The sequence below is a fragment of the Streptomyces sp. Wb2n-11 genome, from assembly GCF_001049855.1.
GTDB classification, from domain to species: domain Bacteria; phylum Actinomycetota; class Actinomycetes; order Streptomycetales; family Streptomycetaceae; genus Streptomyces; species Streptomyces altiplanensis.
In genome coordinates this window covers 7,351,687-7,365,606 of sequence record NZ_CVPB01000001.1, presented here as the reverse complement: position 1 = coordinate 7,365,606, position 13,920 = coordinate 7,351,687, and the positions used below count along the sequence as shown (strand labels likewise).

Here is a 13,920-nt window from a genome sequence, read left to right as displayed (position 1 = left end):
GCCACGGCGTCGTCCGCACCAGTCTCCCGAGTCAGGCGTTCTGTGCAGATGCGCGGGGCCGCCTGGTGACGCGTACGGGGGCGGCTGAAGGGCGAGTTGATCCTGCCGGGCACGGAGCGGGCTGCGCTGGAGGGGTGGGTGCGGGGCGCCGTTCCACGCCGCAGGCGTGGAACGGCGGTGCCGGATCATCCCGGCGTACGCCACTGCGCGTCGAACAGGGACGTGGCCGCGCGGCAGCGCTCGACACCGCATGCGGTGAGCCGGTGGCGGGCACGGTTCGTCCGGCGTGACCACCATGAGGTGATCGACGTGGTCGTCTCCAAGCTCCGGACCGGAACGCCAGTGGGTCCACCTGCCGGAGAAGTACGGCAGGTGGCGCGCTGTCTGCAACTGTCTGCGGATGTGGACCGTTGTCGGCATCTGGGAGCGGGCCGTGAGTCATCCGCCCTACGCGCCAGCCGGGGTGAAGACGTGCTGCGGGGCAGGCACGGCCCATTCGGCGGGACCCGGGTGGCGGCATGCACCGGTGCTGCACCGGTCGGCCGCATGGCCGCGACGATTCACGAAAACCGCCCCGGCCACCCCACCTCCATGCCCCACCTCCATACGCCGAAGCAAGGATCGCCGGCAGTGCCTCGCAGCAGCGGGGATAGGCTGCCCTCGGCCGGTTTCCATACGAGGAGGAGCACATGCTGGATGCGGTGACCACCCGGTTCATCGGGACAGCGGCGAAGTTGACCCCCGACGTGCTCGCCGCCGTCTACGACCACACGGTGCTCCTTCGCGGTCAAGGAGGCCGCGAGGCAAGCCGCACGCTCAAGCTCTCCGCTTCGCACGAGTCCGAGTTGCAGGCCGTGGTCAGGTCGGCACTGCTGCCGCGTGCCGAGGAACTGAACGCGTTCCGCTCCGGCCTGCTCTCGGACGCCAAGTCCGCGTACGTCATTGCCGCACGGGCGGTCCACCGCCGCGAAAGGCTCGCGCAGGAGCACTACCACGTGCTCGTGCGGCCCTTCGCCGTGTCGGGCGTCGAGGTCCCTCCCCACGCGGCCGATCCGGACTCGTGACCGTCGGTCAGTGCCAGTTTTCAGCCCGGTGGACGTACCAGAACGCCGCCAGGCCCTCCGTCCGTGAGGCCTCGGCCGTCACGGCCAAAGCCTCGGACCGATCGCAGGGATCCTGAGGCTCCCTGTCCGGCACGGACCGTGTCATCACCAGGTACCCGCACACGCTGCGCTGCCACGCTGCGTGTGAGGCGGCCGTACTGCTCAGCGGAGTGTCGTAGTGCGGATCACCCGACGTGCGCCGCGGCGGATCCACTGGCTGCTCGCCCTGCGGCACCGGCCGCTCCCGCACCCTCTCGACGTCCCTGTACACGGCCACCTTCCGGGCGTGGCGAAGAGCCGGGACCTCGTGTCCTGCACGACGTCGGCGCGTAGTCATAACCGCCCGTCCGGGGCGGACGCCGGTGCCTGTCAGCACGGCTGGCGCCACGCTCCGAGGTCCAGTTTCTTGCGCATCGAACTGAGGCCGAGCTCTCTGGAACGCTCGCAGAAGTCGCCGACCGGGACGGCGTACTCGACGTGCAGGACCGCCTTGCCGGCCCGGACGAAGGGAGTGAGTGCCGCGCAGTCGTCGTACTGCGCGCACTCCTCGTTCACCGCGAAGTCGAAGTCCGCGACCAGCTCGGGGATGTGCGGCAAGTCGTTCTTCAGGCCCACCGACATGCCGCGCGCGTGAGCGAGGCCGGCGAGCATACGGTTGTACGCCAGCTGGTGATCGGCGGTCAGGGGAAAACCTGTGTCGTTGAGGTAGCCGTCCATCAGATCCGGCTCCACCGCGTCGAAGCCCTTCTCGCGGCACATGTCGAAGCGCTTGGCCATCAGCGGGCGCAGGACGTCCAGCCGGCGGATGTCGAGCCAGCGTTCGCCGGCCCACCCGTTGCCCCGGCCCAGAACGGCGGCGGGAAAGTCCCGACGGTCGGGGCGGAACGACTCCCACGCGCCCGCGTTGATGTAGCAGATGACCTTGCGGCCGTCCCGGTGCAGCCGACGCACCGCTGCGGCGTCGTTCTCGAATCCGTCGATGTCGTAGACGGGCACGTCGACCCGGTGGTCGACCCGCCCCTCCAGCTGCCACTGCCAGGCCGTACCGACGGCCGGCCGCCACCGGCCGGGGTGCGGCGGCCGGGGGTCCGGTACCGGTTCGGGCACAGGGGCCGAGCACGCTGCCAGCAGGGCGATGAGGAACAGCAGACAGAGTGGGCGCGAGCGGGTCATGGGACCTTCCGGTGCAGTACGGGCGGCAGGAGAGACCAGGGGTTGGGTCCATGCCCGGAGACCGCGCAGTGCACGGCGGCGCGGCGCAGCGCCGCCGTGCGGGCGGCGAGCGCGCACAGTCCGGCGGGCACGCCGTGGACGAGGTGGCAGAAGCGTTCCGGCGGGTGTGCCGCCGTCCATGCCGGCGCTGCCGGCGCCGCCGAATAGGCGGCCCAGTCGCCTTCGAAGGTGACCAGCAGATCGGCGACCCCCGCGTACGCCGGGGCCGGGTGCACTCCCGGATTCAGAACGACCGTACGGCCGCCACGCGAGCGCGCCGCCCGGGCGAGGCGCCGGTAGTGGCGCACGGCGCCCGGTTCGGCGGCGGCCTGGTCCAGGAAGAAGCCGTCGGTGGCGTACCAGTCGCGGTAGCGGTCGAAGTCGGCGGTGACGGTCCGCAGCGGACGGTGGCCGTAGTCGGTGTCGACGTACCCGAGCAGCCGGATCCCCGCCGCCCGCAGAGCGCGGGCGGCGGCTGCGAACGACGGCTCGGGCGCGGTGCCCGGGCCGTCCGCGATGTTGAGCACCACGCCGTACAACCGGGGCGCGGACTCCACGAGCGTCCACCAGGCGCCGGGATCGACGGCCGGGTGGACGTACATGGGGACGAGCAGCTTCGCCGGCGGCAGGGGTTCCGGCTCCGGCTTCACCGGGTTGCCGGGACAGCGGCCCCCGGCAGCGCCTGCCACAGGTCCGACAGCGATCCGGCGAGTCCCCGCGTCGGCTGCCAGCCGAGGGCGGACCGCGCCGCCCCGATGTCCGCGCACTGCCAGGAAACCGCGGACGAACGGGCGGATCCGCCGCCGGCCTCCTCGACGGTGCCGCGGAATCCGGCGGCCCGGACCAGCCCGTGGGCGATCTCACGGACGACAGTGGCCCGGCCGCTGCCGATGTTGAGTACGGGGGGCAGCGGTCCGGGAGCCGTCGCCGCCAGGACGGCGGCCTCCGCCACGTCCCGTACGTCGACGAAGTCGCGGTACGCCGACAGGTCACCGACCCGTACGGTGCCCGACGCCCCGGCCCGGCGCAGTTCCCCGGCGAGGCGGCCGGGCAGCCCGGCGGCCGGCGCTCCCGGCCCGACCGGGTTGAAGACGCGCAGGACGACGGCGTCGAGACCGGCGGCGGTCACCGCCGCGGTGCCCGCCAGTTTCGTCGCCCCGTACGGGCCCTGCGGCCGGGTGGCGGCGTCCTCCGCGACGGCTTCACCGGGCGCGGTGGGGCCGTACTCGGCCGCCGAGCCGAGATGGACGAGGCGCGCGCCGGGCGCCGCCGCGGCCATCGCCTCGCAGAGCGCGGCCGGCCCGCGGGCGTTGACGTCGGTGAGCCGCACGGCGCTGCCGGACACCAGGCCCGCGCAGTTGACGACGGCGTCGGGCGCCGCGCCGCGCAGCGCGTCCGCGAGGGCCTCGGGGTCTGAGGTCAGATCGAGCGGCACACCGGCGTCCGTGGACCGGCCGCCGTCGAGCAGCCGCACGCCCGGCAGGGCGCGCAGCCGCTCGGCGGTGTGCCCGCCCAGGAATCCGGTGGAACCCAGGACGAGAACGCGCATGTCCCGCTCACGCCCCCTTGAGGAGCAGGCCGCGGTGGGTGGTGAACTCCGCGTTGGCCCGGTCGTAGTCGTCGGGGCGGCCGATGTCGAGCCAGTATCCGTCGAACTCGTAGGCGTGCGGGGGGCGTTCGGCGGCGAGCAGGTCGAGGACCAGTTCGTCGAAGCCGAGCGGCAGGCCCGGCGTGTACCCGGCGAGGGTTTCCCGGGAGAGTCCGTAGACGCCCATGGAGACCCGGTAGTCCATGCTCGGCTTCTCCGCGAAGCCGGTGATCCGCCCGGCCTCGGTCGTCAGGACACCGAAGTCGATGGCGACCTTGCGGGCGTACGTGGCGACCGTGAGCGGGGCTCCCGAGGCGCGGTGCGAGCGGACGACCTCGCCGTAGTCGAGGTCGGTCAGGATGTCGCCGTTCATCACCAGGAAGTCGTCCGGCAGCCGGTCCATCATGGTGAGCAGCGGGCCCATCGTGCCGAGTGGGCTGTCCTCGGTCGAGTAGCCCACGCGCAGGCCCCACTGGGAGCCGTTGCCGACGTACGCGCGAATGATGTGGCCCAGATGGCCGATGGCTATGGTGCAGCTGGTGAAGCCGCTCGCGGCCAGCTGGCGGAGCACGATCTCCAGAATCGCGTGCTGGTCGCCAATGGGCACGAGCGGCTTGGGAAGCGCCGTCGTGTACGGCCGCAGCCGAACGCCCTTGCCACCGGCGAGGATCACTGCATGCATGGAAGTCCCCTGTACGTCGCGTGCGGTCGGGTCAGATGTTGTAGATGCCGGTCTTGTAGCGGGAGAGGTTGCCGGGGTCGCGGAAGAAGTCGATGGTGTGGCCGAGCCCCTGCTCCAGGTCGTGCTCCGGTCGCCAGCCGGTGGCAGTGCGCAGTCGCGTGGCGTCCGCGACCAGGCGCATCACCTCCGAGTTGGCCGGCCGGATGCGCTGTTCGTCCTCGCGTACGTCGAGGTCGGCGTCCATCAGCTTGCCGATGAGCCGGGTGAGTTCGCCCACCGAGATCTCGCCGCCGGTGCCGGCGTTGAAGGTCTGCCCCACGACCGCCTCGGCGGGCGCGGTGCCGACGGCGAGGAAGGCGCGGGCGGTGTCCTTGACGTACAGGAAGTCGCGGGTGGGGCGGAGGTCTCCGAGCGTGATGGTCCGCTCCCCGGCCGCGACCTGGCCGATGACGGTCGGGATGACCGCACGCATCGACTGGCGCGGGCCGAAGGTGTTGAAGGGGCGCAGGGTGACGACCGGGGTGCCGAAGCTCGCGTGATAGCTGTCGGCGAGCCGGTCGCCGCCGGCCTTCGACGCGGCGTACGGGGACTGGGTGCTGATGGGGTGGTCCTCGGTGATCGGCACGGTCTGCGCGGTGCCGTACGTCTCGCTCGTCGAGGTGTGCACCAGGCGCGGGGTGCCTTGCCTGCGCACCGCTTCGAGGACGTTGAGGGTGCCCGTCACATTGGTGTCCACGTAACTGTGCGGGGCCTGGTAGGAGTACGGGATCGCGATGAGGGCGGCCAGGTGGTAGACGGCCTCGGCCCCTTCGATCAGCTGGTTGACCGACCCCGGGTCGCGGACGTCGCCGAGGACGATTTCGACCTGGTCGAGGGTCTCGGCGGACAGGGTCTCCAGCCACCCGTAGGAGGAGAAGGAGTTGTACTGCGCCATCGCGCGGACCCGGTGGCCGGCCGCCACGAGCGCCTCGGTGAGATGGGAGCCGATGAAGCCCTCGGCGCCGGTGACGGCGACGAGAGACGGTGCTGGTGCGGTCACGGGGACGCTCCTCATGAGGTGGAGGGGTGGGAAGGCGAGCGGTTCAGCGGTGTGCGGTGGGTCTGCCGAGGATCCGGCAGGCCAGGTACAGGAGGACGAGGGCCGCGACGGTCCGGCAGAGCGGCTGGGCGAGCCCGGCGGTGAGCCCGGCGGCAGGGGCGGCGGCCTCCGCGGCGGCCGTCGTCAGGCAGACCGCCGCCGGCGGCCATGCCACGCCGAACGCCTGGAGCAGCAGCGCGGTCCACAGGACCGCCCCGAGCCCGAGCAGCGGGGCGGCGCCCGTCCCGGTGAGCAGGGCACCGGCCGCCAGCAGGGCCACGTACGCGCCCAGGCACAGCACCAGGGCCCGACCGGCCCGCAGGGCGAAGCCCCGCGGCTCGGTGCTGGCGCGCAGGGCGGCGACGGCGAGCCCCCGGTAGCGGTAGAGCAGCCACTCGGCGAAGCCCATGCTGAGGGTCAGGACGACCACCGCGTACGGGTCCGTCGCCCCCGTGAGCATCGCGAGCACCCCGGCGGCGAGGCCGAACAGCCCGTACGGCAGGGACGCCGACAGTCCCGGCGCGCCACCCGCCGGCACGGGGCCCGGCGCCCGTACCCCGTGGGCGGCCGCGAGTATCGCCAGGCACACGGTGGCGAGCAGCGCGGCCACCGCCACGGCGGCCGGCGGCCGCCACCACAGCGTGGCCGCGGCGCCCGCGGCGACGGGCAGCAGCGCCAGTAGCAGCGTCCGTTCGCGGCCGAGGACCAGCAGCACGGTGGCCGCGGCCAGGTAGCAGGACTGCCCGACGGCGAAGGCCCCGGCCTCCCCCGGCCCGGCCAGAACCAGGCCCGTCGCTGAGGCCGCCAGCGCCCCTGCGGGAGCGCCGAGCCGCAGCGTGCGGTGCGCCGCTCCCGCGCCGGCGGCGAGCCGCAGATGGGCGCGGTGGCTGAGCGCCTGGTTCCACGCCCAGGCCACGAGACCGGCGGCGACCAGCCCGGTGACGGCCCGCGCGCCCTCCAGCAACCCGGAGCCCAGCACGTAGGCCAGTCCGGGAAGCGCGAAGACCAGCCCGCGCACGGCGCACCGCAGAGAGTCGGGGCGCCAGGGATCGGTGGCCGGCGGTGGTTCCGGGTAGTGCCGGGGCACCCGCGCGTACAGGTCTGCGGCCAGCGTGAACAGGCCGGGACGGCCGTAGCGCGTACTGATCTGACCCCCCGTCAGGCCGTCCGACTCCAGCAGCGCGGCGACCTCGTACGGATGGACGGCGGCGGACACCGGCTCCATCAGCCGCTCGGCGAGTTCGTCGATCGGATCGGCGGCCCAGCTCGGCCGCCCCCGGTTCCCCTTCCGTTGCCGGGGCAGGGCGGGCAGGCTGCCGCCCTCGCCCGGCAGCAGGCGCAGCGGGCCGCTCATCCGAGGGCCCCGGCGTGCCGGTCGTCCCGCCACCCGGGCAGGTCCGCGCCGTCGGCCGCCCGCCCTGCCGCCAGTTCGGTGTAGATGGAGCGGAAGGTGTCGATGGTCTGCCGGAGCGTGAACTGCTCGATGACCCGCAGCCGCGCGCCCTGCCCCATGGCGGCCCTGCGCTCCGGGTCGCGGAGCAGTTCCAGGGCCGCGCGGGCCATGGCTTCCGGTTCCCTCGGCGGCACGACGAGACCGGTGTCGCCGACGGCCTCCCGTACGCCGCCGACATCGGTGGAGACGGTGGCCCGGCCGCACGACATGGCCTCGATGAGCGTGAACGGGAAACCCTCGCTGATGCTGGACAGCATCACGGCGTTGCCCGCCGCGTAGGCGTCGCGTATGTCCTCGACCCGGCCCTCGAAGACGACGGCGTCCGCGTGTCCCAGCTCCGCCGCGAGCGCTTCGCAGCGTTCCCGGTACGCCTCGCCGCCGCGCGGGGTGCCGCCGAAGAGCCGCAGCCGGGCGTCCGGCATCTCGGCCCTGACCAGGGCGAAGGCTCTGATGAGCGTCTCCAGGTCCTTGATCGGGTCGACTCGTCCGGCCCAGCTGAGGGTGGGGGTCTCCGGCTCCGGCCCGGCGGCCGGGAAGGCGGCCGGGTCGACGCCGTTGTAGACGGTGCGTATCAACTCCGGTGCGGCGCCGCCCTGTTCCTCCCACAGCCGGTTGTAGCGGTTGCCCGGCGTGATCAGGTCCGCCGTGCGGTACGTCTCCTCGGCGAGCAGCCGGAAGAAACCGAGGAGCAGCGCCTTGACCGGCCACCGGTAGGGGCCCGTGCGGTAGCCGAGATAGCGCTCGCGCAGGTAGACGCCGTGCTCGGTGAGCAGCAGCGGTACGCCGTGCAGCCTCCGCCCGACGAGCCCGGGCAGTACCGCGAGCCCTCCGCTCACCGCGTGGGACACGCCGTGCTCGGGCGGCGCGGCGGTGAGCGGGCGCAGCGCGTGCTCCAGCAGGTCGGTGGCGGTCAGGGCGTCGTGCAGGGTCGGCCGGGCCGCGTGCACCGGCAGGCCGGGCCGGCCCCACACGGCGGCCAGGACGCCGACGGCCTGGTCCGTGCGCAGGGCGGGCGCGAGCTCCCCGTCCCTGGCCGAACGGGCCAGTTCATGCAGCGCGGGCCCGAACTGGTCCTCAGTGGCGGGGTCGAGGAGCGCCGTCAGGAAGCGTTCGTACGTTGCCATCAGCTGCCTGCGGCGACGGCCGCGCGGGGCCCTGCCCACCGGGTCCGGGCCCCACATCGGGACGGTGACGGGCGGCGCGACGTGGGACGGCAGCTCCCAGGCGAGCGGTTCCCGGCCGGTGCCGGTCACCGCGATCACCCGGAAGTCGAAGTCGGGCATGCCCTGGACGAGCTGGTCGCACCACACGCTGACGCCGCCGTGGCTGTGCGGGTAGGTGCCTTCGGTGAGGAGGGTGACCCGGGCCCCGCCGGACGGCGGCACGCGGAGTAAATCGGGCATGACGAAACGTTCCCCCGTGGAGATGCGGCGTTGTGCCGGCCAGGTCGGCTGGAGTGGTGGCGGCGGTCGGGCGCGGGTCAGCTCGTGACGCCGTACGGGACTCGCTTGCGCACCCCGGCCGGCACCGGCAGGCGCGGGGCGGCGGCCCCCACCGGGTCGGCCCGGTCCGCCGGGGCGGCCGTGGCGGTGGCGCCGGCGGGCAGGGTGAGCGTCACCCGGTCCTGGAGGAGTCCGGGCGAGACCCAGCCGGAGAGCGATCCGGCGTACGGGCTGCCGAACGCCTCGGTGCCGAGCAGCATGTTCTGCCGGGTGCCGGCGGGCATCGTGGCGCTCGCGCGGACACCGCCGGGTGCGCGAACGGTGACGGTGTCGCCGACGCGGTACGCCGTCACCTGCCCGGCCCTGACGGCGGTGTTCCAGGCGGCCCGGTCGCGCAGTTCCGCACCGATCTGCTGCTGGCGCAGGTTGACCAGCGGGGTGTTGGCGGCGTACAGCCCGGCGTAGTCGTCGATGATGCGGTTGAGCACCGGGTAGGCGATGCGGTCCTCGGCGAGGTTGGACTGGTGGATGAAGTGCGGCCGGGGGTCGTTGGCGAGGGCGTGGCCGAGGCCGATGCGGACCTCCAGCGGCACGATGTAGTCGGTGTAACCGGTGACCGTGTCGAGCGGCTCCGCCAGGCACGTGGTGCCGGCGGCGCTCTCGCAGACACCGCTGCCGCCGTCGGAGGCCCGAGTGTAGATCCAGTTGTACTCGTCGATCTGCTCGGTGGTGCGGCCCGCGTTGTAGAACACGTTCATGGGGTGGCGGGGCACGGTGAGGGCCTGGCCGACCTTGCGCTGGGCGCGGTCGCGGGAGTTGTCGGATCCGAGCCAGGTGACGGCGTTGTCGGCGAGGGCGGGGCCGAGGTGGGGGTTGTCGTCGGGCTGTTGCGGCAGGACCTTCAGCCCGGAGTGCTCCCCGGTCACCAGCTCGCTGTTCTCCAGGGGCAGTCCGGCGCGCTGCCCCCAGGCGCGGTTTTCACTGATCTGGGAGGAGATCTCCGCACGGGTGACGTACTTGGTGCTTCCGTCGGGGTTCTTGGCACAGACCCAGGGGACGACCGTGACGTCCTGGACGCAGCCGAGGAAGGGGTGGTTGTAGGTGTGGTTGATCCACCGGTAGGTGTTCTTGTCGGCGGTCAGCCGCTGCGCCAGCGGGTCGGTGCCGCCGTGCTCCTCCTTGTAGAGCTCGCTGCCGCCGCCGTTGTACGCCATGTCCAGGGTGAAACCCTTGGCCGCGGACCACTCGGCCGCGTACTGCGCGTCGGCGGCCGTCATACGGATGGGGTCGGGTTCACCGCCCTGTCCGGGAGCGCAGTCCACGTCGCCGGGAGTGCAGTTGAGTTCGGTGTCCCAGCGGTCGTCCGCGGCGAAGACGTCGTCGACGTGGACCGCGAAGTAGTTGCGGGAGGCGCCCAGCCGCACGCCCTGGGTCATCCAGTCCACAATGCCGCGGGCGAGCAGTCGGAACTGCTGCTGGTACTGGTTGTAGACGAAGCCGACGACCAGTTCGCGGCGGCCGTCGTGGCGGTACTCACCGACGATCGACCCCCGCTCCGACGTGCCGGGCAGCGGCGCCTCGACGTAACTGGTGAAGTCCGCTTCCGGCAGGGGCTTCGCGACATGCCCGTAACTCTCACTGACCGAAGGCGAGTTGTCCTCAAAGGGGACACCGCCGTCGAGGTAGCCGAAGGGACCTGCGGCGCCGGCCGCGGTCACCTCGGCGCGCACGCCGTCCAGCGAACCGCTGTAGCCGCCGTTGGCCGGGGAGTCGAGCCCGACCTCGGGCCGGGCGTAGGTGTAGGCGTTGACCTGCGGAACGGCGAAGGCCTTCTCGTACGAGACGAGCGCCTCCATTTCCGCCGAACCGGCCCCGAACGGATTGTCATTGGGGAGCACCACCGCCTGGTATTTGGCGCGTGGCCGGCCGTCGAGCGTGTCGGAGAGGAAGCCGTTGTCGATCGTCGGGCGGTCCCGGCGAGTCAGGTCGACAATCGTGTACGGAGTTCCCGCGCCGTCGAGTTCGGCGGCGATCGCGGCGGTGGCAGGGCCTCCGTCGCCGACCACGAGGACGCTCAGGTCAACGCGTGGCGCCGCCGGGGCCGCCGCAGCCGCGTTCGCCGGCGCGAAGAGCGTCAGTACGAGCGCGGCGGACAGCGTGGATCTCGCGGCCCATCGGACCGTACGGCTTGTGAAGTACATGGGTCCCTCCCCAGAAGGGCATGCCGGTGGTGCGACCGGCATGCCCTGCCCCCCGGCGAGACGGGCGTTCGGCCAGCCGCCGCCTGTGTCCCGCACTGTCGGATCACATAGTGGGGCCAGACATGGAGGTTCTGTGAGGGCGTCGTGAAACCTGGCGAGAAATAAACCTTTCCCGCATACCTCGAGGCCCGATCGGCCCTCCTTCCGGCAACGCGTACAGAGCCCCCAGCGGCAGGGGTTCCGCTTCTCCGCCACAGCTCAGAGGTACTGAAAGCGCCTACCGCGCCGACCGGCGCCCTCCTGTGGTCCAGTCCGCAAAAACTTTTCAGGGGCGGCTACCAATTTCAGCCAGCCCGGGCGCCCGGACCGACTCGGCACCGCACCGGACCCGCCCCGTTGGCCGTTGGCTGTTGGCTGTTGGCTGTTGGCTGTTGGCTGTTGGCTGTTGGCTGTTGGCTGTTGGCTGTTGGCACATCCCATGGCCGGCCCGGCATCCGGCGCAGCATGGGCGGGTCGTCTCGAGCTATGGCATGCCCCCGCCGAGTCGTTCCTCCAGGGCCTCGAACGCGAGTTGCTCCACGGAAGGCACTGGGCCTCGAAGGCACAGACGCGGCTCGAGCTGTTCCGCCGGCTGTCGCGCTACAACCGGCGCCGTCGGCATTCCAGGCTCGGCTGCCTCACGCCATCCGAGTTCGAACAGCGACTGATCACGCCACATACGCTGTCACTCGTCGCGTGAAAACCGGCGTCCACTCCTGGAGGTCAGTCTCAGCCAAACGCGGTCACCAAGCCCGGCGGTCCCGACAGGCAAGGCATGGCGGACAACGCGCAGTGGGGCGGCACTTCCCACTCGCTGTGCTCCAGATCCACCTGTGAACGGCCGGCTCCGGCCGTGAACGACGCGCGTCCAGGAGGTCACGGCTCCCGCGCAGCAGCGAAGCGGACGCCCGTCCAGGGCTGTCGGCGCCGGCCGTGGCCAGGTGCTCGGCGATCCGCCGGGCCGCGGTCCGGCTCAGCGGTGGCCTCCGGCCCACCGCGCGCAGCCGGCCCGCCCGGTGGTGGCCGGGCACGGGGAACTGCGGGCGGCCAACCCCTGCCTCCACCCGGCCCGGTGCCAGCCCCCATGTGGCGGCCGCCGGACACCGCCCGGGCCGGCCGCCCGGATCACCTCCAGCGCTGCTGGTTGCGGGCCGGGAGCCGCACCATGCCCGTGCAGGCACGCCGTGCACCGGCGCAAGCGGGTGCCTTCGACCGGCGTAGACCGTTAACGACGCAGCCGGGCGGCAGCGGCCAGGATCGGGGTGGTCACCGCGGTGGCGGCGTCGCCGAGCGCGGTGATCAAGTCTGCGGGCCACGGCGCGAGGTCGGACGCGCGAGCCGGGGATGCGTTGAAGCGGTATGCGGCCACGCTGTGCGGATCGGCGCGGGCGATGACCTCGAGCGTGTGCTCGGCCCAGCCCCGCTCGCGGAACCGGCTCAGCAGCACGGCCCGCAACTCGCCGTCCCGCAGGTGACGGAGGGAGTCGGTCACAGTTGCACAACCACTGGGAGTTCCTGGCACCGCCCATCGACCCGTCGGCACTCACCACCGTGGGAACCGCGACGCGCCACCGCCACGTACTCGTCGTCGAGACCCTGCGCGCCGACGGCTCGCGCCCCTCCCCCGGAGAGGACGGCTTCCTGCCCGTCCGCCGAGTAGAGCCGCACCACCTGGTCGTCCGGGCCGGCCGGTGGTACCTGGTCGCCTACGACCTGGAAAACCGGCAGTGGCGAGTGCTCCGCGTCGACCGGCTCCGCCCCCGCCCGACCACACAGTGCTTCAGCCCGCGTGAACTCCCGGCCACGGCCTCGCCCGCTTCGTCATGAGCAGTCACGACCGCGGCGACACCCCCGCCACCTGGCAGTGCACCGGCAGCCCCGGCTCAACCTGCCGACCGGGATCGTCGCCCGTTGGGCACCAGGCGGCTCGGTCGTCGAACACCTCGATGACGACCACTGCAGACTCACCCTCGGCGCCTGGTCCTGGGCGGGCATCGCCGGACTCCTCGCCACCTTCGACACCGAACTCCGCCCGCCCGAACCCGTCCAGGCATGCCGGCACCTCGTGCACCGATGGGCCGCCATCGCGGACACCGGGCATGCCCCTGCCCCTCCCCCATGAGTAAGACCATCGTCCAGGAAGGCATTTCCTCCCGGTGTTCCACCCCAGGATCTGCAGTGGGCGGAGCCTCGGGGAGGTTTTCACCACCGTCGGTGCACGGTGGCTTTTGTTCCGGTCACCAGGCTTGCCGGTGGAACGTCGTCGGCCACGACCGCGCCGGCGGCAATCACGGCGTCACGGCCGATGCTGACCCCGGGCAGGATCGTGGCACCGGCACCGATCCACACGTTCTCCGCCACGTCGATGGGCGCGCCGGTGAGGTACAGCCGCCGCTCCTCGGGATCGACCGGGTGGCCGCTGGTGATGAACGTGACCTTCGGGCCGACCATCACGCGCTCGCCGAGCCGGATGCCTGCGTAGTCCAGGAAGGTGCAGTTCTGATTGATGAACACGCGCTCGGCGAGGTCGAGATGGAGACCGTGGTCCGTGTAGAAGGGCGGATAGACCGTGACTCCCGGCGGCAGCGGCCTGCCGAGGATCTGTTCCAACAGTTCGGCCTTGCCCGCTTCGTCCTCGAAGGGCAGGACGTTCAGGCGGGAGGTGAGCTCGGTGACCCGCAGGACCCTCTCGGCCATGGCCTGGAACTCCGCACTGTGGATACGCATGAGACGCTCGCTGGACATGCCGCAATCCTTTCTCGTGTACGGGTGACTGGACAAGATCCAGCCAGAGGTCCTCCGCCTCCCCCTCCCCGGCTCTTCACCCCGGAACAAGATTTCCAGGCCCGCGCATCGGGCCGCGCCGGGAAATGGAGACTTCACCGGTGAGGCGATGGGCCATCAGGCTGCCATGACAGAGTGGATCATGGCTTCGGAGCGGGCGGGCAGAGCTGCGTGATCGTGGGCCGGGCGGCAGTGGAGCATGAGCCGGCCGTAGGTCCGCCCGACCGCCCGGCGTTTGTCCTACGCGCGGAGGGCGGGAGTACCAGAACCTCTTCGTACCGATGACGAGAGTGCTGGACGACCGCACCTTCGCGTCTGCTGACGGGCCCGTCCTCAAC

General features: G+C 72.1%; 13 protein-coding genes and 1 pseudogene. 4 read left to right on the top strand and 10 right to left on the bottom strand.

The window, feature by feature from the left end; translation table 11 throughout:
• Positions 1-689: 689 nt before the first annotated feature.
• Entirely contained in the window at positions 690-1,064 is a 375-nt protein-coding gene (locus BN1555_RS33485) for a hypothetical protein (RefSeq protein ID WP_093802906.1), read from the top strand.
• Between the two features lie 408 nt (positions 1,065-1,472).
• Here the strand turns inward: BN1555_RS33485 and BN1555_RS33475 are convergent, their stop codons facing one another.
• From BN1555_RS33475 to BN1555_RS33440, 8 genes are all read right to left on the bottom strand, one after another.
• Positions 1,473-2,276 carry an endo alpha-1,4 polygalactosaminidase gene (locus BN1555_RS33475; protein ID WP_093802904.1) on the bottom strand — a complete coding sequence of 268 codons (804 nt, stop codon included), beginning with the start codon at positions 2,274-2,276 and terminating at the stop codon, positions 1,473-1,475.
• Positions 2,273-2,917: a spherulation-specific family 4 protein gene (locus BN1555_RS33470; protein WP_093803836.1), complete on the bottom strand. Its 645-nt coding sequence runs from the start codon at positions 2,915-2,917 to the stop codon at positions 2,273-2,275. The genes BN1555_RS33475 and BN1555_RS33470 overlap by 4 nt, the downstream gene beginning before the upstream one ends.
• 44 nt (positions 2,918-2,961) lie before the next feature.
• Positions 2,962-3,864 carry an NAD-dependent epimerase/dehydratase family protein gene (locus BN1555_RS33465; protein ID WP_093802902.1) on the bottom strand — a complete coding sequence of 301 codons (903 nt, stop codon included), beginning with the start codon at positions 3,862-3,864 and terminating at the stop codon, positions 2,962-2,964.
• Positions 3,865-3,871: 7 nt separating this feature from the next.
• Positions 3,872-4,585, bottom strand: a complete 714-nt coding sequence (locus BN1555_RS33460) for a nucleotidyltransferase family protein (RefSeq protein ID WP_093802901.1) — start codon at positions 4,583-4,585, stop codon at positions 3,872-3,874.
• A gap of 31 nt (positions 4,586-4,616) precedes the next feature.
• Complete coding sequence (locus BN1555_RS33455; RefSeq protein WP_093802900.1) at positions 4,617-5,639, bottom strand: SDR family NAD(P)-dependent oxidoreductase; 1,023 nt, start codon at positions 5,637-5,639, stop codon at positions 4,617-4,619.
• 28 nt (positions 5,640-5,667) lie between these two features.
• The gene (locus BN1555_RS33450; protein WP_093802899.1) at positions 5,668-7,017 is read right to left on the bottom strand and encodes a hypothetical protein; all 1,350 of its coding nucleotides are present in this window, start codon (positions 7,015-7,017) and stop codon (positions 5,668-5,670) included.
• A complete protein-coding gene (gene pelF / locus BN1555_RS33445) occupies positions 7,014-8,519 on the bottom strand; it encodes a GT4 family glycosyltransferase PelF (RefSeq protein ID WP_093802898.1) in 1,506 nt (501 codons plus the stop codon). The genes BN1555_RS33450 and pelF overlap by 4 nt, the downstream gene beginning before the upstream one ends.
• Positions 8,520-8,596: 77 nt before the next feature.
• Positions 8,597-10,759 carry a hypothetical protein gene (locus BN1555_RS33440; protein WP_093802897.1) on the bottom strand — a complete coding sequence of 721 codons (2,163 nt, stop codon included), beginning with the start codon at positions 10,757-10,759 and terminating at the stop codon, positions 8,597-8,599.
• Between the two features lie 506 nt (positions 10,760-11,265).
• Between BN1555_RS33440 and BN1555_RS33435 the strand changes: the two are divergent.
• Positions 11,266-11,498: pseudogene (locus BN1555_RS33435) on the top strand (integrase core domain-containing protein); the annotation flags it as partial.
• A gap of 525 nt (positions 11,499-12,023) precedes the next feature.
• Here BN1555_RS33435 and BN1555_RS33430 read toward each other — a convergent pair.
• A complete protein-coding gene (locus BN1555_RS33430) occupies positions 12,024-12,290 on the bottom strand; it encodes a hypothetical protein (protein WP_176710220.1) in 267 nt (88 codons plus the stop codon).
• 2 nt (positions 12,291-12,292) lie between these two features.
• On the opposite strand from BN1555_RS33430, the gene BN1555_RS39720 reads away from it, so the two are divergent.
• Both BN1555_RS39720 and BN1555_RS39715 read left to right on the top strand, forming a co-directional pair.
• Positions 12,293-12,625: a helix-turn-helix transcriptional regulator gene (locus tag BN1555_RS39720; protein ID WP_093802894.1), complete on the top strand. Its 333-nt coding sequence runs from the start codon at positions 12,293-12,295 to the stop codon at positions 12,623-12,625.
• A gap of 37 nt (positions 12,626-12,662) precedes the next feature.
• A complete protein-coding gene (locus BN1555_RS39715) occupies positions 12,663-12,920 on the top strand; it encodes a hypothetical protein (protein WP_093802893.1) in 258 nt (85 codons plus the stop codon).
• A gap of 80 nt (positions 12,921-13,000) precedes the next feature.
• Here BN1555_RS39715 and BN1555_RS33415 read toward each other — a convergent pair whose 3' ends face one another.
• Positions 13,001-13,543 carry a DapH/DapD/GlmU-related protein gene (locus BN1555_RS33415; protein WP_093802891.1) on the bottom strand — a complete coding sequence of 181 codons (543 nt, stop codon included), beginning with the start codon at positions 13,541-13,543 and terminating at the stop codon, positions 13,001-13,003.
• Positions 13,544-13,920 lie beyond the last annotated feature (377 nt).